A 21,470-nucleotide genomic window follows, 5' to 3' on the forward strand; every position below is an offset into this window, starting at 1 on the left:
GCTGGCGCTCAGATCGCCAGAAAGCCCAGGATCAGGATGGGGCCGAGCAGGCTCAGGATAAAGCCGGAAACGATGGCCACCGGCACCACCTGGATGCCCCCCGACTTCTGGATCACCGGCAGGGTGAAATCGAGCGCCGTGGCGCCGCCGTAGCCGATGGCGGCACTGGGGTGGCGGCGCATCAGCACCGGGATGATCAGGATAGCGATAAGCTCGCGGCCGAGATCGTTGATAAAGGCGGCGGAGCCCAGCACAGGGCCCAGCTTGTCAGCCACCAGGATGCCGGAGAGCGAATACCAGCCGAAGCTGGAGCTGATCGCCAGAGCGTGGCTGGCGGGCATCTCCAGCAGCTGGGCGGCCAACAGGCTGCCGAGCCAACTGCTGACGATGACGGTGGCGGCTATCTTCATGCCCCAGGGGTTGAGCAGGATCTGGCGCAGCCGCATGCCTGAGTTGCGCATCTGCACCCCGATGAGAAACAGCAGCAGCATCAGGGCCCACTCACTCCATTTGTCGATGGGCAGGGCGCGCAGGTCCACCAGCAGCCCCAGCAGCACGCCGCCGAGCACCACGAAGCAGAGCTGGAGTGACTCCCACAACAGGTGCAATTTGCTCGGCATCTTGCCGTCGCTGGCCTCGTGGGTCGGAGGAGATCGCCGGTCCAGCCACCAGAGCGCCAGCAGGTTGCACAGGGTAATGGCAGTGAGCATGACGCCGGCCACCTTGAAGATCACTGCCAGGTTGCTGCCGAGGTTCTCCACATAGGCAAGCCCCAGCCCCATCAGGAACAAGATAAGGTAGACCATCTTGCCGAGAGACTGGTTGACCAGCTTGATCAGCCGGGCAGAGGAGAGGGGAACCAGATAGCCGATCACCAGAGGTAACAGGATCAGCAACACATTGAGCAACATCGGGGCCTCGGTCACAAAAATTGATAAAAACACCACCTTATCATTACTTCTTGGCTCTGTGTCACATATCTGTGGGTTTGCGTGGTTCATCCGACACTTTTTTATCGATTTGTTATCTTTCTGGTGCAAAACAGGGCGCTGAACCAATCTGGTTCCCCACCCGGGTGCAAGCGGGTTTTGGCAGGGGAGAGTCCATTTTTCAACAAGATGCGATCAAGGGTTGGCTGAATAAAGTGAATTTTGTCTGCTTATCGGTCATTGACCTGATTTTTCTTGCCACCCTTGCGCTGCAAGTATAAAAAGGCGGTGTTGCCAGAATGGTGCGATTAGGGTTTTATGCACACAAAGTGCTGAAAAATACCTTGCTGGCCAATAAAAATACAGACAAAACACCAAAGACACCTGTTCTGTATTGTTTTTTAACTATCCCGATGATATTTTCGCTGAAGGTTGCCATCGGTTAACTATTTGTTAAAAAGAGATGGTGTGAGTCACGCCCCAGCGGCGTCTAGGGACAGACAAGGTTGTAATGGATGAGCGACGTTGCCGCACTGGAAGTACGTGATCTGCATAAGTATTTTGGCACCCACGAAGTGCTCAAGGGCATCGACATGACCGCCCACAAGGGGGATGTGATCTCCCTTATCGGCTCCTCCGGTTCGGGGAAGTCGACCTTTCTTCGCTGTATCAATCTGCTGGAAACACCCTCTTCCGGCACGGTTTCACTCCATGGCGAGCTTATTCGCATGAAAACCAGCCGCGCCGGCGAGCGCCTGCCGGAGGATATGCGCCAGGTGGAGCGCATTCGCAGCCGCCTGGCCATGGTGTTTCAAAGCTTCAACCTCTGGTCGCACATGACCATCATGCAGAACATCATAGAGGTACCCATCCAGGTGCTGAAGGTGCCCCGTGCCGAGGCCATCGCCAAGGCGGAGCATCTGCTCAACCGGGTCGGCCTGTGGGAGCGCCGCGACTATTATCCCGGCCACCTCTCCGGCGGCCAGCAGCAGCGGGCGGCCATTGCCCGTGCCCTGGCGGTGGAACCCGAAGTCATGCTGTTTGACGAACCCACCTCGGCGCTCGACCCCGAGCTGGTGGGAGAAGTACTCGGTCTGATGCGCGAGCTGGCCGAAGAGGGGCGCACCATGCTGGTGGTGACCCACGAGATGTCGTTTGCCCGCGATGTATCGAACAAGGTGATGTTCCTGCATCAGGGCCGCGTGGAGGAGGAGGGCAACCCCAAGGAGATCTTCGCCCATCCCAAATCCGAACGGTTCAAGCAATTCATCTCCTCCATCTATTGATGGACGAGATTTCGAATCAACGATCAACTGTTTTATCAAGGAGAGATACATGAACAAGCTGATGCTGGCGACCGCCGTTGTGACTGCTCTGTCTTCCGGCAGCCTGATGGCCAAGGAGTGGAAAGAGGTGCGGATTGGGGTGGAAGGGGCTTACCCTCCCTTCTCTTGGACCGAGCCGAGCGGCGAGGTGAAAGGCTTTGACATCGATATCGCCAACGCCCTGTGCGACGAGATGAAGGTGAAGTGCACCCTGGTCAAGCAGGACTGGGACGGCATCATTCCGGCGCTGCTGTCGCGCAAGTATGACGCCATCATCGCCACCATGGACATCACCGAAGAGCGCAAGAAGAAGGTGGACTTCACCCAGAAGTACCAGCACATTCCGGCCCGTTTCGCTGCCAAGAAGGGCACTGACGTCAAGCTGGAGAAAGCCTTCATGGACGGCAAAACCGTGGCCGTGCAGCGTGCCACCTCCATGGACACCTTTATTACCGACAACTTCCCCAACGCCACCATCAAGCGTTACGGCACCGCCGATGAGGCCTATCTCGACCTGAAATCCGGCCGCGTCGATTACGTGCTGGCCGACTCCGCCGCCATCAGCGACGGTCTGCTCAAGAAAGAGGGCGGCGATGCGTTTGAGTTCGTGGGCCCGAAACTGACCGATCCCAAGTGGTTCGGTGAAGGCGCCGGCATCGCGGTGCGCAAGGCCGACAAGGATCTGAAAGAGAAATTCAACGCCGCCATCCTGGCCCTGCGTGCCAACGGCAAGTACAAGGAAATCAACGACAAGTACTTCGACTTCGACGTCTACGGCGAGTAACCCCCAAGGCTCTTTGCCACGGGCAGGAGCCGGGCGTGATACGCACAATAGCGACAGGTTGACCCTCGTCTGTAGTCATCGGGCCCGTTGTCTCTCGCAAGGGAGTGATGGGCCCGCTTAGTTGCGATGGAACTGCATATGTTTGATTTGAAAGGATACGAAACCTCCCTGCTGGAGGGGGCCTGGGTCACCCTGGAGGTGGCGCTGGCCTCCCTGCTGCTGGCGCTCCTGCTCGGCATGCTGGGGGCGTTGGCCAAGCTCTCCCCCTACAAGTGGGCCCGCGGCTTTGCCACCGCCTACACCACCATCATTCGCGGCATCCCTGATCTGGTGCTGATGATGTTGCTGTTCTTCGGCGGCCAGGTGCTCATCAACAACCTCTGTACCTGGGTCAACGAGACCTACAACAACTATCTGCTGGCGAGCAATCCCAATCAGGAGTGGGTCTCCCTGCTGCCCGATTACATTGACATCAGCCCGTTTGCGGCCGGGGTGGCCACCATCGGCTTTATCTTCGGCGCCTACATGACCGAGACCTTCCGCGGCGCCATTCTGGCGGTGGACAAGGGGGAGCTGGAAGCTGCCCGTGCCTTTGGCATGCGAGCGACCCAGGTGTTTCGTCGCATCCTGTTTCCCCAGATGATGCGCCACGCCTTGCCGGGCTTTGGCAACAACTGGCTGGTGCTGCTGAAAACCACGGCGCTGGTCTCCATCATCGGGCTCGATGACATGGTACGCAAAGCCTCTCTGGCGGCGGGCTCGACCCAGCTACCCTTCACCTTCTACATGGCGGTGGCGCTGATCTTCCTGATCTTCACCGCAGTCTCCACCTCGGCACTGAAGTGGGCCGAGCGCCACTACGCGATCAAGACGAGGTAAGCCATGGATTTTTCAATCATCCTCACCGAATGGCCCACCTACTGGCAGGGTCTCTACACCACGGTACTGTTGGTGGCAGCCTCCCTGGTGCTCGGCCTGCTGCTGGCGGTGCCCATGGGCATACTGCGCAACAGCCGTAACTGGCTGATCAAGGGACCGATCTGGGCTTATATCTACTTCTTTCGCGGCACTCCGCTGCTGGTGCAGCTCTTCATCATCTACTACGGCGCAGCCCAGTGGGAGTGGCTGAAAAACAGCGCCGCCTGGTCGCTCTTTGCCGAGGCCTGGTTCTGCGCCCTGCTGGCGTTCACCCTCAATACCGGCGCCTACACCGCCGAGATAGTGCGTGGCGCCGTGCAGAACATGCCCAAGGGACAGATTGAGGCGGCCAATGCCTTCGGCATGACCCGCTGGCAGACCCTCACCCGGATCATCTTGCCCAACTCGTTTCGCCGTGCGCTACCGGCCTACAGCAACGAGGTGATCTTCATGCTGCAGGGCTCGGCGGTGGCGGGCATCATCACCATCGTCGATCTGACCGGTGCGGCGCGGATCATCAACTCCCGCTACTACAGTCCGTTTGAGGCGTTCCTGACTGCCGGTCTGCTCTACATGGTGCTGACCTTCGTCATCGTCTGGCTGTTCAAGAAGTGGGAGGCGCGCTGGCACGCCCACTTGCGCCCGCGCAGTGTCTGACAAACGGCTTGCCATACTTGGTGACGACGGCCCCCGCCCGGCAACAGGTGGGGGCCATTTTTTATCCCGGCACATCGGGTTTGCCAAATGGCGGGGGAGCGGGGAGAATGCCTCGCCTGAGCGCGGCACCTTGACGAGCCGCGAAGGTTTTTTTGTTTATCGAGGTTTTATGTACCGGATCCTGTTTCAGCACCCCGCCTTCCTGGTTATCGACAAGCAGCCCGGCATTGGCATGCACGATGAGGGAGGGGAGCCCGGTCTGCTTAATCCGGGTCTGGTCAATCGGGTCAAGGCGGACACGGGCCTCACCCTCTATCCGGTGCACCGCCTCGACAAGATGACCTCCGGGCTGGTGCTGCTGGCGCGCACCACGGAGGCCAACCGCGCCCTCAGCATGGCCTTCGCGGCGCGGGAGGTGAGCAAGCAGTATCTGGCCCTCTCCGATCGCAAGCCGAAGAAGAAGCAGGGCTGGGTGAAGGGGGACATGCAAAAGGGGCGTGGCGGCAGCTGGATGCTGACCCGCACTCTCGACAACCCCGCCATCAGCTGGTTCGATTCGGTGTCGGTGCGCGAGGGGTTGCGCCTCTATCGCATCAAGCCCCAGACTGGCAAAACCCACCAGATCCGGGTGGCCATGAAGAGCATTGGTGCCCCCATCCTCGGGGATGAGCGCTACGGCGGCACGCTGGCCGATCGCGGCTACCTGCACGCCTGGCGCCTGCGCTTTACCCTGGCGAACGAGCCGTTCGACTTTGTCTGCCCACCAAACTTGGGGGCCGAGTTCGTGACCCCTGAACTGGCGGCGGCCATCGAAACCCTGGCGCCCTGAGTCCGGGAGTGCATGATGCAGTTGGTTGATGACACAGAGGAGGCGAAAGCGGGGAGCGCAGCGAAGACGATCGGCTGGATCCTGGCTGATTTTGATGACACCCTGGCCCCCGGTGACAGCCATGCCGGGCTGCTGCGTTACATCCTGCGTCGTCGCCGCTGGCCGCTGCTGTTGCTGCCGGTCATCGCCCTGGGCGGGCTGGTCTATCTATTGCCAAGCCAGCGTCGTCAGGGAATTTCGCTTATCTGGTGGGCCATTACTCTGGGGCTTTCCCCCCTTGGCTGGCGCAAGCTGGTGCGCGCCTATTGCCGCACCCGCCCGGGACTCTTTCGGCAGGCGCACGCTCTGCTCAATGAGGCGGGGGCACGCTGCTGGGTGATCTCCGCCAGCCCCCGCGCCCTGGTGCGTGGCCAGCTCTACCAGCAGCGCCCGGGCAAGCTGCCCTGCCGCATCCTGGGCTCGCGCATGCACTACCGTTTCGGCGGCCTGATGCCGCGGTTTTATTGCCACGGGGTGCACAAGCTGTTGCCCGAGGTGCGCACCCTTGAGCCTGTCCTTACCTTAAGCGACAGCCTGCACGATCTGCCGCTGCTGGCGTTGGGGCAAGAAGCCTGGCTTGTCAATCCCACCCCGGCACGGCTCGCGCGGGGGAGGGCGCAACTACCCCGGCTAATCCCCAAATCCTGGCGACTGTAAGACAAAACTGACAGGGGGGAGGTGCTCCGGCTCTTTGATCGCAGGCTTTTGCCCTGAATGTCACAATTCATTTACATTCATAACCTCCCTGGGCGAAAAACTATCTGAGGGCTTCCTCTTCTCTTCCTGCCGCGCACTGCCTCTAATGAAACAAGTTGTTAACACTTGTCGCGGGCAGTGTGTCACCGCCCGCGCTGTTTTCCTGATGGAGCAAGGAGTACCCGATGAATGCCACCCCCTCTACTACCCATACCATCAATCCGCTTGGCACCGACGGCTTTGAGTTCGTCGAATACACGGCCCCGGATGCCAAGGGCATTGCCGCCCTCAAGGCGCTGTTTGTTTCCCTGGGGTTTGCCGAGGTCGCCCAGCACAGACACAAGCAGTGCTGGCTCTATCGCCAGGGGGATATCAACTTCGTGGTCAATGCCGAGCCTCACTCCCAGGCCGAGCAGTTTGCCAGCCTGCACGGACCAAGCGTCTGTGGCATGGCGTTTCGGGTCTCTGATGCGGGCAAGGCCCAGCAGTACGCTATCGCCAAGGGGGCCAAGCCGTTTGTCGGCAAGATAGGGCCCATGGAGCTCAATATCCCCGCCATTTACGGCATCGGCGAGAGCACCCTGTCGTTTGTCGATCGCTACGGCGAGCGGGGCTCCATCTATGAGGTGGATTTTGTCTTCTATCCCGACTGGCAGGCGCGCATGGCCGAGGTGGATGCCGGGCTCCTTGATATCGATCACCTGACCCACAACGTTCATCGCGGTAACATGGATGTGTGGTCGAACTTTTACGAGCGGATCGGCAACTTTCGCGAAATTCGCTATTTCGACATCGAGGGCAAGCTGACGGGGCTCCATTCCCGCGCCATGACGGCTCCCTGCGGCAAAATCCGCATCCCCATCAATGAGTCGGCGGACGACAAGTCCCAGATCGAGGAGTACCTGCGCCAGTACAAGGGGGAGGGGATCCAGCATATCGCCCTGGCGTCCGCCGACATCTACCAGACCATTCGCACCCTGCGCAGTCGTGGCACCGGTTTTATGCCCACTCCCGACACCTACTACGAGAAGGTGAACAGCCGGGTCGAGGGGCACCAGGAGGATCTGGCGGCGCTGAAAGAACTGCGGATCCTCATCGACGGTTCCCCCACCAAGGACGGCATACTGCTGCAGATCTTCACCGACACCGTCATCGGTCCCGTCTTCTTCGAGATCATTCAGCGCAAGGGCAACGAGGGGTTTGGCGAGGGCAATTTCCAGGCACTGTTCGAATCCATCGAACTGGATCAGATCCGCCGTGGCGTGCTCAGTGGCAGCGAACAGGGTGAGAGAAAAGGGGAGGAGAGTGATGCGTAACTGGATAAGTTTCCCCCATCGGGAGGGGACCCACTCCCGCCAGGCTCATGCCGACCTGCCCGAGCAGGCCATCTACGAGCGTGAACTGGGCCGTTCCGGTTTTTTCGGCCCGGCTACCCACATGCACCACAAGCATGCCCCCACCGACTGGATCAGCTGGGAGGGGCCGCTGCGTCCCCGGGCCTTCGATCTCAACGGCTTGCAGGAGGATGTCAGCTCCCTCTCCCCCTGGGTGATGCCGGATATTCTGAGCAACCCCCACTGTCGCTACCGGATCTGGCGCCTGCATGAGCCCATGCCGTTTCTGGTGCGCAACGCCGACGGCGACGAGCTGTTGTTTATCCACGAGGGGGGCGGTGAGTTCTATTGCGACTATGGCCACCTGACCCTGAGGGATGGCGACTATGTGGTGATCCCCCGTGGCACCATGTGGCGCATCGAGCCCACCGCGCCCCTCTTCATCCTGATGATCGAGGCGACCAACGATAGCTACCAGCTGCCGGACAAGGGGCTGGTGGGCAATCATGCCATCTTCGATCCGGCGGCGCTCGATGTGCCCGCCATCAACGAACGTTTCCTGGCCCAGCAGGATGAGAATCCCTGGTCGCTGCAGGTCAAGCGCCACGATCAGGTCTCCGTCATCACCTGGCCGTTCAATCCGCTCGATGCCCAGGGGTGGCACGGGGATCTCTGCGTGGTGCGTCTCAACTGGCGCGACATCCGCCCGCTGATGAGCCACCGCTACCACCTGCCCCCCTCGGCTCACTCCACCTTTGTGGCGAGCCGTTTCGTCATCTGCACCTTCGTGCCGCGCCCCATCGAGAGCGATCCCGGCGCCCTCAAGGTGCCCTTCTACCACAGCAACGACGACTACGACGAGGTGCTCTTCTATCACGCCGGGGATTTCTTTAGTCGGGACAACATAGCGCGGGGCATGGTCACCTTCCATCCCGCCGGCTTTACCCACGGCCCCCATCCCAAGGCGTTTGCGGCGGGCCAGGCCTATGCCAAGAAGTTCACCGATGAGGTGGCGGTCATGCTCGATACCCGCGATGCGCTCCATGTTGGCAGCCTGTGCGAGGGGATAGAAAACCCGGCGTATGTCACCAGCTGGCAGCGCCCCGGACTCACCAGTGGCAGCGGCAAATAAGGAGCCATCATGAAACTGGCAACATTGAACAATGGCAAGCGCGACGGCGCGCTGGTGGTGGTGAGTAGGGACTTGCGCCACGGGGTGCGGGTGGCAGACATAGCACCCACCCTGCAGTCGGCGCTGGACGAGTGGGCCGTCATCGAACCCCGGCTGGCCGCCGTCTATCAGCAGCTCAACGATGGAGAGTGCCCCGAGGCGTTTCCTTTCGACGAGACGGCCTGCCTCTCCCCCTTGCCCCGCGCTTACCAGTGGGCCGATGGCAGTGCCTACGTCAATCACGTGGAGCTGGTGCGCAAGGCCCGTGGCGCCGAGATGCCTTCGAGCTTCTGGCACGATCCTCTGATGTATCAGGGGGGCTCCGACAGCTTTCTCGCCCCCCGTGGTCCCATCGTGATGGAGTCCGAGGCGTGGGGTATCGATTTTGAGTCCGAGATCGCCATCATCACCGACGATGTGCCCATGGGGGTGAACCGTGAAGCCGCAGCCAGCCACGTCAAGCTCTTGATGCTGGTCAACGACGTGAGCCTGCGCAACCTGATCCCGGCAGAGCTCGCCAAGGGCTTTGGCTTCTTCCAGTCCAAGCCCTCCAGCGCCTTTTCGCCGGTGGCCATCACCCCGGACGAGCTGGGGGAGGATTGGCGTGAGGGCAAGGTTCACCTGCCCCTTGAAACCTACCTCAATGGCGCTCTGTTCGGCGCGCCCGATGCGGGGGTGGACATGACCTTCAACTTCTATGAGCTGATCGCCCACGCCGCCAAGACCCGGCCGCTCGGGGCGGGCTGCATCATAGGGTCGGGCACCGTCTCCAACTATGATCGCAGCGCCGGATCATCGTGTCTGGCCGAACAGCGCATGCTGGAAATTCTTGATTGTGATCAAGCTACAACCCCCTACCTGAAGTTTGGTGATAGAGTGGCCATCACCATGCAGGATCGCCATGGCAAGAGTCTGTTTGGCACTATCTCCCAGCAAGTGGTGCAGGGTGGTGGCCAAACGGGGTGATGATTCCCGAGCGTACGGGGGCCGACCCTGGGTGAGCTCGCCCCGGGTCGGCAGATAAAAAAAGGACGAAGTATGTTGCAGTTGTTTGGCTATTGGCGCTCATCGGCAAGTTTCAGGGTACGGATCGTGTTGCAGCTCAAGGGGCTCGATTACGAGCAGCATCCGATCAATTTGCGGCAGGATGAGCAGCGGGAGAAAGCCTATCGTCGGGTCAACCCGCAAGGCTTGGTGCCCTTTCTGCTGGATGGGGATGTGCGGGTCGGCCAGTCGGTCGCCATCATGGAGTACCTTGATGAAACCTATCCTGCCCACCCCCTGATGCCCTCGGCCGCAGAGGACAAGGCCCAGGTACGCCAGATCGTCAACATGATCGCCTGTGACATCCACCCCCTCAACAACCTGCGGGTCCTCAATTATCTGGGCCAGGAGTTCAGGGTCAGCAAGGCGCAGGAGGCGGCCTGGTATCGCCACTGGATCACCGAGACCTTCACCGCCCTCGAACAGCTGCTGATGAGCACGGCCGGTGTCTATTGCGTCGGGGACGAGGTGACCCTGGCGGATTGCATGCTGGTGCCCCAGGTCTACAACGCCCGCCGCTACGAGATGTCGCTGGAGGAGTACCCCACCATCAGCCGCATCGTCGCCAACTGCGAGCAGTTGCAGGCCTTTATCAAGGCCGCTCCCGCCAATCAGCCGGATGCACAGTGACAAGCTGACACATCAAAAAGGACGAGATGGTGTCTACACCATCTCGTTCTCTACCTCTCTACCTCTCTACCTCTCTACCTCCTTCTTTTACTCGACCCTATTCCCGCTTGCCCATTGAAGTGAAGTTGTTGGAAAGCTGATGGGTGTTAATCCTGCGTTTTCATCAATTATCGACATTTTTAATTGGCTTGGTCTTGATGGTTGGTGTTTTGCGTCATCAATCACATTCACATCAGTCAATTAGGCCTAGTATCGCGACGCTGGGAGAAGATGCGAACAGGTCGTGCATCGGTGGATTTGGGATTTCTGCCTACCACGCCAAGAGATGTCCGCCCTTCTCCTGTTCATGTCTTTATCGTTTGATGGCCCGTTATGCACGGCCTGTGTCACCATCGCGATCAGTTGCAGCAGGGGGCAGGAGGGGCGGGCGAGCCACCGCCAATTTGCAACAAGGAGCTCTTATGCATTCCTTCAAGAAGTGCGTCGTCGCACTCTCCATCAACCTTGCGCTCTTCTCTTCGGCATTCGCCTGTACGACCCTGTTGGTCGGCAGTGAGGCCACCGCCGATGGCTCCATGATGGTGGCCCGCAGTGCCGACAGCGATGCTCTGAAAGCCCAGCACTTCGTGATCCATCCGGCAAAGCAGGGGCAAAGCGGTATGCACAGCTCCAGGGCCCACAACGGCGCCAATGATTTCAGCTACCCCTTGCCGAAAAACTCTCTGCGTTACACCACGGTGCCGAACTGGAAGACCCAGCTGCACGGTGCCACCGGTTTCAACGAGAAAGGGGTGGGGGTGAGCGGTACCGAGTCCATTTTTGCCTCGCCAGAGGCGCTCGCCTTCGAGCCCTATGTCGAGGACAAGGGGATCACCGAGGATGATATTCCCGATGTGCTGCTCTCCCGCGCCACATCGGCCCGTGAGGCGGTTGCCCTGCTTGGCAATATCATCGAAACCATAGGCGCAGGGGAAGGGTTTGGCGTCGCCGTGGTGGATGATGACGAGCTCTGGTATCTGGAGACTGCCACCGGCCATCACTGGATGGCGCAGCGTCTGCCCAAGGATAAATATTTTGCTTCAGGTAATCAGGGGCGCCTGCAACAGTACGATCCCGCGAGTGCCGACATGATGGGCTCGAAAAAACTGATCGAGTTTGCCACCGAGAAGGGGCTCTATGATCCGCAAAAGGATGGGGTCTTCAACTTCTCCAAGGTCTATACCCGTGATGACGAGCGGGATCGCACCTATAACGATCCGCGGGTCTGGACCATCCAGAAGATGTTCAATCCATCGCTCAAGCAGGCGGTGGATGCCGGCCGCCAATTCCCGGTCTATCTGACCCCGGAGAAGAAAATGACGCTGGAAGAGGTCAAGGCGGTGCTGCGCAATCACTATGACGGTACCGAGCATGATCCCTACAGCAAGGGGTTGAATGGACAGGAGCCGTGGCGCCCCATCAGCGTGTTTCGCACCTATGAGTCCCACGTGATGCAAGTGCGACCCTGGATGCCGCGAGAGGTGGGCGAGGTGACCTATGTGGGCCTCGGCATGGCGGATTTGACGGCTTACGTTCCCTATTACAGTGGTCTGGAAGCCTATCCAGCTCACTATGCCATGGGTAGCGACAAGGCAGACAGCGACTCCATCTACTGGAAATATCGCAAGTTGCAGACGCTGGTGATGACCGATTACCCCAAGCTGGCACCGATAGTGAAACAGGCTTACCAGAGCTGGGAGGCGAAGATCGCCAAAGAGCAAAAAGAGATGGAGGCCAGCTATCTGAAAATGGCCAAAACCGACAAGGCCGCTGCCAACAAGATGCTCAACGACTTCAATCTGCGGGTGATGAAAGAGGCCGAGACCCTGACGGAAGATCTGACCAACCAGATCTTTACGGTGCGCACTCAGGATATTCAGGCTGACATCTTCTTTGCCAACCAGGCGAAAAAGGATTAATCGCGACGCACTCATAGTGAAAAAGGGAGTGTCTGGCGGTCAGATCGATTGGCCGCCACCGCTGTTTGGGGCCCTATATAAAGAGCCCTTCACCATGGTGAAGGGCTCTTTATATTTAGCGTTATCTGGTCGCTTATTTGGTCGTGGTCGTATTGCTCAGTGAGTTAGTAACCCTGCTGGTGGACGTCCATCACGGCGCGACCTGACGGGTCTGCCATCTCCTTGAACTTGGCATCCCACTCGAGCGCCGTTGGCGTGGAGCAGGCGACCGACTTGCCGTAGGGCACGGTGCGAGCGGCAGATTCGAGCGGGAAGTGCTCGTCGAAGATGGCGCGGTAGTAGTACGCCTCCTTGGTGAGCGGGGTGTTGATGGGGAAGCGGAACGCCGCCGCCTCGAACATCTGATCCGTCACTTCCTGCTCGACCATGGCCTTGAGGCTGTCGATCCACGAATAACCCACGCCGTCGGAGAACTGCTCCTTCTGGCGCCATGCCACTTCATGGGGCAGCAGATCCTCGAAGGCTTCGCGCAGGATGTGCTTCTCGATCTTGCCCTTGCCGCACATCTTGTCCGCGGGGTTGAGGCGCATCGCCACGTCCATGAACTCCTTGTCGAGGAAGGGCACGCGGCCCTCCACGCCCCAGGCGGCCATGGACTTGTTGGCGCGCAGGCAGTCATACAGATGCAGAGCGGAGAGTTTGCGCACCGTCTCCTCGTGAAACTCCCGGGCGTTCGGTGCCTTGTGGAAGTAGAGGTAGCCGCCGAACAGCTCGTCGGAGCCTTCGCCCGAGAGCACCATCTTGATGCCCATCGCCTTGATGTAACGGGCCATCAGATACATGGGGGTGGAGGCGCGGATGGTGGTGACGTCATAGGTTTCGAGGTGATAGATGACATCCGTCAGGGCATCCAGGCCCTCTTGCACGGTGAAGTGGATCTGGTGGTGGATGGTGCCCAGGTGATCGGCGACCTTGCGGGCGGCGGCGAGATCCGGGGAGCCTTCCAGGCCGACGGCGAAGGAGTGCAGCTGGGGCCACCAGGCCTCGCTCTTGTCGTCGTCTTCCACCCGGCGGGCGGCGTAGAGCTTGGTGATGGCGGAGATGACGGACGAATCCAGCCCGCCGGAGAGCAGTACGCCGTAGGGCACGTCACACATCAGCTGGCGCTTGACCGCCGCTTCCAGCGCGGCTTTGAGCTCGGCCTTGTCGCTGACGTTGTGCTCGACCGCGCCGTACTCCATCCAGTCGCGCTTGTACCACTGTTTGAGCTCGCCATCCTTGCTCCACAGGTAGTGTCCCGGCGGGAAGGTTTCGACGCTCTTGCACACCGGTACCAGGGCCTTCATCTCGGAGGCGACATAGAAGTTGCCGTGCTCGTCGCGGCCGGTGTAGAGGGGGATGATCCCCATGTGGTCGCGGCCAATCAGGTAGGCATCCTGCTCGGCGTCGTAGAGGATAAAGGCGAAGATGCCGTTCAGATCGTCCAAAAATGCCGGGCCCTTCTCCTTGTAGAGGGCGAGCAGCACCTCGCAGTCGGAGTGGGTCTGAAACTGGAAGTCGACCTTGAGGTTTTTCTCCAGCTCCTTGTGGTTGTAAATCTCGCCGTTGACCGCCAGCACATGGGTGCGTTCGGGGTTGTAGAGCGGCTGGGCGCCGTTGCCCGGGTCGACGATGGCCAGGCGCTCGTGCACCAGAATGGCCTTGTCGGAGCTGTAGACGCCGGACCAGTCAGGCCCGCGGTGACGAAGTCGCTTGGACATCTCCAGCGCCGATTTGCGCAGGGCTGCTGCATCGGATTTGATGTCCAGAATGCCGAAAATAGAACACATTGGCGGTAATCCTCTTGATTTTTATATGAGCCCCCCACGTTTGGGCTCGAAATTCCATTTACATTCCTCGCCAATCACAATGCCTAGCGGAAAACCCTTTTGCAAGCGGGAAAACCGCAGAAAATCATGCCGTAAGCGTCAAGCCGGTGGGGCAGTGCGGCGACCCGTCCGGTCGCCGGGAAAAGGAGATGAGGTTGACGTGAACGTCAGGCGGCGGGTTCGAAGATCACATAGACCTTGCGACAGGGGGTGAGGGTCTCCCACTGCCCGACAAAGCCGGCGGGGATGACGAACTGATCGCCGGGCTTGAGGGCAAGCTGGCCCCCCTCACTGTCGTGGATCACCACCTCGCCCTCCAGCAACTGGCAATACTCGTGCTCTGTGTAGTGCACGGCCCAGCGCCCGGGCTCGCAGGACCAGAATCCCACGTGAAACTGCTGGCTGGCATCGGAGTAGTGGTTCCACACAATCTGGCGCGGGTTGCCGGCGCTAATGCGCTCGGGGGCAGGCATCAGCGGGGTGGGGGCAGGGTCGTTGCGATCGAGCAGTACCCAGTCGTTGAGAGTCTTCATGGGGCATCCTTGTCTGTGGGAGCATTGAAAACGGGGCCATCCAGGCCCCGCGGTTGTTTGTTTTATTAAACGGAGTTGCGCTTACGTTAAACGAAGCGTGCATCCTTGCCAAGATCTGACAGGGGTTGCAGGCGATGGATCACGTGGCGGGCAAAGCCGCTGCCCGCTTCGTTGTAGACGTTGAATACCGCATCCACCCCCTGTTCCGTGAGGGAGGCGATGTCATCTTCAAAGCGTACGATGGCGGCAATCTTGCCGGTAAAGCCGTGGCTGCGCAGCTTCTCGATGGCGTAGAGGTTGCCCGAGTGGTGGGGCATGGCCAGCAGCACCAGATTGACCTGGTTGGAGAGCAGCACCTTGTCCCAGAAGTCGGTATCGGTGGCATCCCCCTCGATGACGTTCATCCCCTGGGCGCGGAGGGTCGGCAGCTTCTCGCTGTCGTTTTCCACCCCCAGGATGACGTTGCCGTACTTGTTCTCCAGCTCGAAGTAGGCCCCCTGACCAATGCGTCCCATGCCGAGGATGATCACCTCGGCATCGCCCAGCTCGATGGGTCTGTCTTCGGGGTGCAGGTTGCTTGCCTGCAGCCCCTTCAGCCAGCCGCCGAGTTTGTGATAGATCCGCTCGCTCTGGCTGTTGAGGGGGGCGGAGATCATGAAGCTGGCGGCGAGTGCCAGGGAGACGGCGACCAGCCACTCGTGGGAGAGCCAGCCCGCCTTGGCGGCGATGGCCGCGACGATGAGACCGAACTCCGAGAAGTTGCTAAGCGCCAGGGTGGAGAGGAGCACGGTGCGCACCCTCAGGTGGGCGCCGCTGTAGACCAGATAATAGAGGGCGCTCTTGAGGGGCAAGGCCAGCACCAGCACCAGGGCCAGCAGCATGGTGTCGTGGGTCGGCAGGCCGTTGAGGCCTATGGTCAGGAAGAAGCAGATGAGAAAGAGGTCTTTGAGGTTGAACAGCGCCTTGGCCAGCCCCGCCGCCGCCGGGTGGGAGGCCAGCATCATGCCGATGATGAGGGCCCCAAGGTCGGGCTTGAGCCCCACCACCTCAAAGCCGGCGGCCCCCACCACCAGCGCCAGGAAGACGCCGAACAAGACCTGCAGCTCGCCGTGACCGGCCCGTTCCAGCAGCTTGAACAGCAGGGGGCGCAGCAGCGGCAACCCGAGCACCCAGAGGGCCCAGATGCTGGGCCACTTGCCGCTGGAAAACGCCAGAAATGCCACCGCGAACACATCCTGCATGACCAGTACCCCGATGGCGAGGCGGGCATAGAGGGCGTTCATGTCGCTGCGCTCCTCCAGCACCTTGACCGCAAACACGGTGCTGGAAAACGAGAGGGCGAAGCCAAGCAGGATCGCGAGCTGCCAGTTGAGCGACAGGGCGAGTTCCAGCCCCAGCCCCTTGCAGACCAGCAGCACCACGGTAAAGAGCAGGGTGGAGAGCAGCAGGTGCACGCTGGTGGTGCCCCAAACGTCGCGCCGCATCAGGGTCTTGACGTTGAGCTTGAGGCCGATGGTGAAGAGCAGCAGGGTCACCCCGAGATCGGCCACTTCGCTCAGGGCCGGGGTATTTTCATAGCCCATGCCGTTGAGGATGAAGCCGGCGGCGAGAAAGCCGAGCAGGGGAGGCAACCCGATGAGGTTGACCAGCATGCCGCAACCAAAAGCCACGGCGATAAGAATTGGTTCCATGTCAGTTCCAGCGAGGGCAGGGCAGGCCTGCCCTCTTCATATCCTTGGTTGGGGGTTAGACGATATCGATGTCGACCACGGAGTCGAAGATGTGGTTCGGCCGAAACGGCATGCGGTCGATATCCGCCACCTTGCTCACCCCGGAGAGTACCAGCACGGTCTCGAGGCCGGCCTGGAAGCCCGCCAGAATATCGGTGCGCAGGTTGTCGCCGATGATGAGGGTGTTGTCGGAGTGGGCCTCCATCCGGTTGAGCGCCGCACGGATGATCCAAGCGCTCGGCTTGCCCACGTAAAACGGCTTCTTGCCGGTCATCCGCTCGATGGGGGCGCACAGGGCGCCACAGGCCGGGTGCATCAGGGGGCCGTGGGTATCCGGGTTGGTGGCGATGAAGCGGGCTCCCTGATCCACGAACTTGGCACCCTGCTGCATCATGGTCCAGTTGTAGTTGCGGGTCTCGCCCACCACCACGAAGTCGGGGTCGATGTCGGTGATGGTGAAACCGGCCTTGTAGAGTTCGTGGGTCAGGGCCCCTTCGCCGATCACATAGGCCTTCTTGCCATCCTGGCGCTTGAGAAAGTCGGCGGTCCCCATGGCGGAGGTGTAGAAGCACTCTTCCGGCACCTCGATCCCGGCGGAGCGGAAGCGATTTTGCAGATCTTTCTGGGTCTGGGCCGGGTAGTTGGTGAGGAACAGCAGCTTGCTGCCCTGCTCCAGCAGGCGATGAACGAAGCGATCGGCGCCGGGGATGAGGTCGTTGTTGTGCAGGATGACACCGTCGATGTCACAGATGACGTTCTTCTTCATGAAAACTCCTTGTCGGGGCGCAGAACCTAATATGTTCAATCAATTATGATTTTTGTGACGCCATTATAAGTCTGTTTGATGACATGTCTCCCCCGTCGCGTAACTTGGGTGCACAATAAAACAACCAGGGGGTCAGCTTGGTGGAGAGGCAGACTCCGGACTCAACGTGCTGATGGAGTGACCGACATGGATAACCTTGCTGCCAGCAACTTTATTGCCGATCTGCCCAAACTGGAGCTGCACCTCCACATCGAGGGCACCCTCGAACCCGAGCTGATGTTTGAACTGGCCGGGCGCAACGGGGTGGCGCTACCCTGGCCCGACGTGGCGAGCCTGCGTGCCGCCTACGAGTTCGACTGCCTGCAATCCTTCCTCGACCTCTACTACTGTGGCGCCAGCGTACTGGTGACCGAGCAGGATTTCTTCGACCTCACCTGGGCCTATCTCGAGCACTGTGCCACCGACAAGGTGAGGCACGTGGAGATCTTCTTCGACCCGCAAACCCACACCGCCCGCGGCATCCCCTTTGCCACCGCGCTGGGAGGGATTGAGCGGGCGCTGCAGGCCGGCGAAAAGACGTTCGGGATTAGCTGGCGCCTGGTCATGAGCTTCTTGCGTCACCTGAGCGAAGAGGAAGCCTTCGCCACCTTGCGCGAGGCCGAGCCCTTCCTGTCGCGCATTCACGGCATCGGGCTCGATTCGGGGGAGAAGGGCAACCCGCCCGGCAAGTTTGCCCGGGTGTATGCGCGTTGCCGCGAGCTGGGGTTGCCGGTAGTGGCCCACGCAGGCGAAGAGGGGCCGGCGGAGTACATCTGGCAGGCCATCAGGGAGCTTGAGGTGTGTCGCATCGATCACGGGGTACGCGCGGCGGACGATTCCGAGCTGCTGCGCTATCTGGCCGATACCCGGTTGCCGCTGACCGTCTGCCCCCTCTCCAACACCCGGCTCAAGGTGTTTGACCAGATGGCCCACCACAATGTGCTGCGGCTGCTGGAGCAGGGACTCTGCGTCACCATCAACTCGGACGATCCCGCCTATTTCGGTGGCTACATGAACGCCAACTTCCAGGCGCTGGCGGACGAGCTGGGGGCCACGGCGAGCCAGCTTGGCCGCTTGTCGCTGAACGCCGTGGAGGCGAGCTGGCTGAGCCTGGCCGACAAGGCGCGCCTGACCCGGGATATTCGCAGCCACGCTGCCAGTCATGGGGTGAGCCTGAGCTAAGCGCGTCCCCCCGCCTGGCGCGCAGCACATCGAACCCAGAGAAAAAGACCCGCCATCGCTGGCGGGTCTTTTTATTGGTGGACGGTTTATTGGCGGGGAGTGCGGCTGACCCATTGTTGGGGATCAGGCTGGGACGTTCTCCTTGCCATAGACGGGATAATCGGTCAGCCCATGTTCGCCGCCGCCAAACAGGGTGGCGGGATCGTGGGGGGCAAGGGGATAGCCGCGGCGCAGCCGCTCGGGCAAGTCGGGGTTGGCCACGAAGGGGCGGCCAAAGCCAATCATGTCGGCCCAGCCCGCCTCAAGGGCGGCCCGCGCCCGCGCGCCATCGTATTTGCCGGCGTAGATGAGGGTGTTGGGGAAGGCGTCCCGCAGCCCCTGCTTGAAGCTCTCCGCCATCAAGGGGGCATCGTCCCAGTCCGCCTCGGCGATGTGCAGGTAGACGATGCCGAGCTCACCCAGCATCCTGGCTGCGGCCAGATAGGTCTCCTGCGGGTTGGCATCCACAGTGCCGTTGAGGGTGGTGAGGGGCGCAAGGCGCACCCCGACCCGCGCTATGCCAATCTCGCGGCCGACCGCCTCGGTCACCTCCTTGAGGAAACGCAGCCGATTTTCCAGCGAGCTGCCGTACTGGTCGGTGCGGGCATTGGACTCGGAGTCGAGGAACTGGTTGATGAGGTAGCCGTTGGCGGCGTGCAGCTCGATGCCATCAAAGCCCGCCAGCATGGCGTTGCGGGCCGCCTGGCGGAACTGCTCGATCACCGTTGCTATGTCTTCCCGGGTCATGGCGCGCGGGGTGACCGTCTCGACGAAACCGGGGGTATCGCTGCCGTTATCGACGAACACCTTGACCCCTTCAGCCTTGATGGCCGATGAAGAGAGGGGCTGGGCGCCGCCTATGTTGTCCGGATGAGTAACCCGGCCCACATGCCAGAGCTGGGCGAACATGGTGCCCCCCCTGGCGTGCACGGCATCGGTCACCAGCCGCCAGCCGGCGACCTGCTCGGCGCTGTGGATCCCCGGTGTCCAGGCGTAACCCTTGCCCATGGGATCGACTTGCGTGCCCTCGCTGATGATGAGGCCGGCACTGGCGCGCTGGGCATAGTAGGTGGCCATCATGGCGTTGGCCACGTCACCGGGCTGGCTGGCGCGCGAGCGAGTCATGGGGGGCATGACGATGCGGTTGTTAAGGTGCAGCTGGCCGAGGCGCAGCGGGCAGAACAGGTGATCCTGGCTCATCTTGAGTTCCTCATGGTGGAAGTGGGGCCACTCTACTGCGCAGGTTTGTTGTGAAAAAGAGGGGGGATTGCACCATTGAATTGCGCTCAGTGCAGCAATTCGGGGCTTTCTGCGCCCGGACATAAAAAAGAGGGCCCGCAGGCCCTCTCGTTGACAGTGTGAAGATCAGATTGCGGCAGGCGTCACCCGTACCCGCTCGATGCGCCGCTCGCTCACCTCGATCACCTCGAAGCAGAGCTGCTGCAGCTGCACCTGCTGACCCGGGGCGGGCAGGGTGCCGAAGTGGGAGAGCAGCATGCCCGCAAGGGTCACGTATTCGTCGCTCTCGCTCACCAGCCCTTCGTGTTCCAGCACCTGTTCCACATGGTGGATGTTGGTGCTGCCGTTGATGAGCCAGCCCTCGCCATCGCGCACCATGTCCGGGGTTTCGTCTTCGTCCGGCAGCTCGCCAACGATGGCCTCCAGCAGATCGTGGGTGGTGACCAGACCCTGAATGATGCCAAACTCGTCGGCCACCAGAATGAGGCTGCCGCGGGCCTGGCGCAGCTCCGCCAGCAGACGGATCACGTTGATGGTCTGGGGCACGATAATGGGGTCGTTCTGCTTGGCCAGCTCGCTCAGGGGCTGCCCTTCGTTGAGGGCAAACAGCAGATCTCGCGCCTTCACCACCCCGATCACCTCGTCCAGATCCCCGTCACAGAGGGGGAACAGGCTGTGGGGCTCCTGTTGCAGCTGGGCACGGATATCGTCCGCCGAGTCGTTGATGTCGATCCAGGCCACGTCCGAGCGTGGGGTCATGATGGTGCGGATAGAGCGCTCGGCCAGCGACAGCACACCGGTCACCATGTAGCGCTCCTCCTCGCCAAAGCTCACCGGCGCTGCGGGGGCGGCATCCTCGTCGTCATCCGGTGTCTCCTGATAGGCCTTGCTGCCCATCAACTTGAAGATGGCGGCAGTGGTGCGCTCGCGCAGGGGCAGTTTGGCCTCGTGGCGACGGGCGCTGCGCTGGGCCAGCTGGTTGAAGAACTCGATCAGCACAGAGAAGCCGATGGCCGCATAGAGGTAGCCCTTCGGAATGTGGAATCCGAACCCTTCTGCCACCAGGCTGAAGCCGATCATCAAGAGGAAGCTCAGACAGAGCACCACCACGGTCGGGTGGGCGTTGACGAAGCGGGTCAGCGGTTTGGAGGCGAGCACCATCACCACCATGGCGATGGTCACGGCGGCCATCATCACCCACAGTTCGTCCACCATGCCGACGGCTGTGATGATGGAGTCCAGGGAGAAGACCGCATCCAGCACCAGGATCTGGGCGATCACCACGCCGAAGCTGGCGTAGGCGCCGACCGGACCATCCTCCTGCGGCTTGGCCTCCAGCCGTTCATGGAGCTCGGAGGTGGCCTTGAACAGCAAGAACAGGCCGCCCCCCATCAGGATGAGATCCCGACCGGAGAAGGGGTGATCCCAGATATGCAGGATGGGGGTGGTCAGGGTGACCAGCCAGGACATGACGCTCAAGAGCCCCAGACGCATCATCAGCGCCAGCGACAGACCGATGACGCGGGCCTTGTCCCGCTGGGCGGGGGGCAGTTTTTTCACCAGGATGGCGATGAAGACCAGGTTGTCTATCCCCAGCACGATTTCCAGAACGATCAGGGTAAAGAGACCGATCCAGATGTGAGGATCCAGCAGAAATTCCATGTTATGACCTCAATAAAAAACAGACAGCACGAACGGTGGACACGGCAAGTGGGGCCGTGGTGACAGCAAGGCAATGACGTTATTCAGAGGCGCGGGTG

19 protein-coding genes are annotated in these 21,470 nt (G+C 60.9%); 12 read left to right on the forward strand and 7 right to left on the reverse strand.

Annotated elements, in window-relative coordinates; all coding sequences use genetic code 11:
* Nucleotides 1–8: 8 nt before the first annotated feature.
* Nucleotides 9–911 (reverse strand): lysine exporter LysO family protein, encoded by a 903-nt coding sequence (locus ACB034_RS01400; protein WP_042070040.1) that lies wholly within the window; start codon nucleotides 909–911, stop codon nucleotides 9–11.
* Between the two features lie 533 nt (nucleotides 912–1,444).
* On the opposite strand from ACB034_RS01400, the gene ACB034_RS01405 reads away from it, so the two are divergent.
* The 11 genes from ACB034_RS01405 to ACB034_RS01455 all read left to right on the forward strand — a co-directional run bounded on the left by ACB034_RS01405 (nucleotide 1,445) and on the right by ACB034_RS01455 (nucleotide 12,314).
* A complete protein-coding gene (locus ACB034_RS01405) occupies nucleotides 1,445–2,215 on the forward strand; it encodes an ABC transporter ATP-binding protein (RefSeq protein ID WP_026457651.1) in 771 nt (256 codons plus the stop codon).
* Between the two features lie 49 nt (nucleotides 2,216–2,264).
* The gene (locus ACB034_RS01410) at nucleotides 2,265–3,038 is read left to right on the forward strand and encodes an ABC transporter substrate-binding protein (protein WP_042069713.1); all 774 of its coding nucleotides are present in this window, start codon (nucleotides 2,265–2,267) and stop codon (nucleotides 3,036–3,038) included.
* Between the two features lie 138 nt (nucleotides 3,039–3,176).
* On the forward strand, nucleotides 3,177–3,917 hold the full coding sequence (locus ACB034_RS01415) for an ABC transporter permease (protein WP_042024909.1): 741 nt from the start codon (nucleotides 3,177–3,179) through the stop codon (nucleotides 3,915–3,917).
* Between the two features lie 3 nt (nucleotides 3,918–3,920).
* On the forward strand, nucleotides 3,921–4,613 hold the full coding sequence (locus ACB034_RS01420) for an ABC transporter permease (protein ID WP_026457515.1): 693 nt from the start codon (nucleotides 3,921–3,923) through the stop codon (nucleotides 4,611–4,613).
* A 169-nt stretch (nucleotides 4,614–4,782) separates the two neighbouring features.
* Entirely contained in the window at nucleotides 4,783–5,442 is a 660-nt protein-coding gene (locus ACB034_RS01425; RefSeq protein WP_042024907.1) for a TIGR01621 family pseudouridine synthase, read from the forward strand.
* A gap of 15 nt (nucleotides 5,443–5,457) precedes the next feature.
* Nucleotides 5,458–6,138: an HAD family hydrolase gene (locus tag ACB034_RS01430; protein WP_371172063.1), complete on the forward strand. Its 681-nt coding sequence runs from the start codon at nucleotides 5,458–5,460 to the stop codon at nucleotides 6,136–6,138.
* Between the two features lie 224 nt (nucleotides 6,139–6,362).
* Nucleotides 6,363–7,493 (forward strand): 4-hydroxyphenylpyruvate dioxygenase, encoded by a 1,131-nt coding sequence (gene hppD / locus ACB034_RS01435; protein WP_225632008.1) that lies wholly within the window; start codon nucleotides 6,363–6,365, stop codon nucleotides 7,491–7,493.
* Complete coding sequence (locus tag ACB034_RS01440) at nucleotides 7,486–8,643, forward strand: homogentisate 1,2-dioxygenase (RefSeq protein ID WP_201977301.1); 1,158 nt, start codon at nucleotides 7,486–7,488, stop codon at nucleotides 8,641–8,643. Before hppD ends, ACB034_RS01440 begins: the two co-directional genes overlap by 8 nt.
* A 9-nt stretch (nucleotides 8,644–8,652) precedes the next feature.
* Nucleotides 8,653–9,648, forward strand: a complete 996-nt coding sequence (locus ACB034_RS01445) for a fumarylacetoacetate hydrolase family protein (RefSeq protein ID WP_371171881.1) — start codon at nucleotides 8,653–8,655, stop codon at nucleotides 9,646–9,648.
* Between the two features lie 72 nt (nucleotides 9,649–9,720).
* Nucleotides 9,721–10,356 carry a maleylacetoacetate isomerase gene (gene maiA, locus ACB034_RS01450; protein WP_216992536.1) on the forward strand — a complete coding sequence of 212 codons (636 nt, stop codon included), beginning with the start codon at nucleotides 9,721–9,723 and terminating at the stop codon, nucleotides 10,354–10,356.
* A 461-nt stretch (nucleotides 10,357–10,817) separates the two neighbouring features.
* Nucleotides 10,818–12,314 (forward strand): C69 family dipeptidase, encoded by a 1,497-nt coding sequence (locus ACB034_RS01455; RefSeq protein ID WP_371171882.1) that lies wholly within the window; start codon nucleotides 10,818–10,820, stop codon nucleotides 12,312–12,314.
* 164 nt (nucleotides 12,315–12,478) lie between these two features.
* On the opposite strand, the gene asnB is transcribed toward ACB034_RS01455, so the two are convergent.
* The 4 genes from asnB to ACB034_RS01475 all read right to left on the reverse strand — a co-directional run bounded on the left by asnB (nucleotide 12,479) and on the right by ACB034_RS01475 (nucleotide 17,211).
* On the reverse strand, nucleotides 12,479–14,143 hold the full coding sequence (gene asnB / locus ACB034_RS01460; RefSeq protein WP_371171883.1) for an asparagine synthase B: 1,665 nt from the start codon (nucleotides 14,141–14,143) through the stop codon (nucleotides 12,479–12,481).
* Nucleotides 14,144–14,349: 206 nt separating this feature from the next.
* Nucleotides 14,350–14,715 (reverse strand): cupin domain-containing protein, encoded by a 366-nt coding sequence (locus ACB034_RS01465; RefSeq protein ID WP_371171884.1) that lies wholly within the window; start codon nucleotides 14,713–14,715, stop codon nucleotides 14,350–14,352.
* 86 nt (nucleotides 14,716–14,801) lie between these two features.
* Nucleotides 14,802–16,406, reverse strand: coding sequence for a cation:proton antiporter family protein (locus tag ACB034_RS01470; RefSeq protein ID WP_026456418.1), 1,605 nt, complete (start codon nucleotides 16,404–16,406; stop codon nucleotides 14,802–14,804).
* Nucleotides 16,407–16,461: 55 nt separating this feature from the next.
* Entirely contained in the window at nucleotides 16,462–17,211 is a 750-nt protein-coding gene (locus tag ACB034_RS01475) for an HAD-IIA family hydrolase (protein WP_026456419.1), read from the reverse strand.
* Between the two features lie 186 nt (nucleotides 17,212–17,397).
* Between ACB034_RS01475 and ACB034_RS01480 the strand changes: the two genes are divergently transcribed.
* Nucleotides 17,398–18,432 (forward strand): adenosine deaminase, encoded by a 1,035-nt coding sequence (locus ACB034_RS01480; protein WP_371171885.1) that lies wholly within the window; start codon nucleotides 17,398–17,400, stop codon nucleotides 18,430–18,432.
* Nucleotides 18,433–18,555: 123 nt separating this feature from the next.
* Here ACB034_RS01480 and ACB034_RS01485 read toward each other — a convergent pair whose 3' ends face one another.
* A complete protein-coding gene (locus tag ACB034_RS01485) occupies nucleotides 18,556–19,671 on the reverse strand; it encodes an alkene reductase (RefSeq protein WP_371171886.1) in 1,116 nt (371 codons plus the stop codon).
* A 165-nt stretch (nucleotides 19,672–19,836) separates the two neighbouring features.
* Nucleotides 19,837–21,372, reverse strand: a complete 1,536-nt coding sequence (locus ACB034_RS01490) for a TerC family protein (RefSeq protein ID WP_371171887.1) — start codon at nucleotides 21,370–21,372, stop codon at nucleotides 19,837–19,839.
* Nucleotides 21,373–21,470: the final 98 nt, after the last annotated feature.

Source organism: Aeromonas sp. S18(2024), assembly GCF_041402525.1.
Lineage (GTDB): Bacteria > Pseudomonadota > Gammaproteobacteria > Enterobacterales > Aeromonadaceae > Aeromonas > Aeromonas enteropelogenes.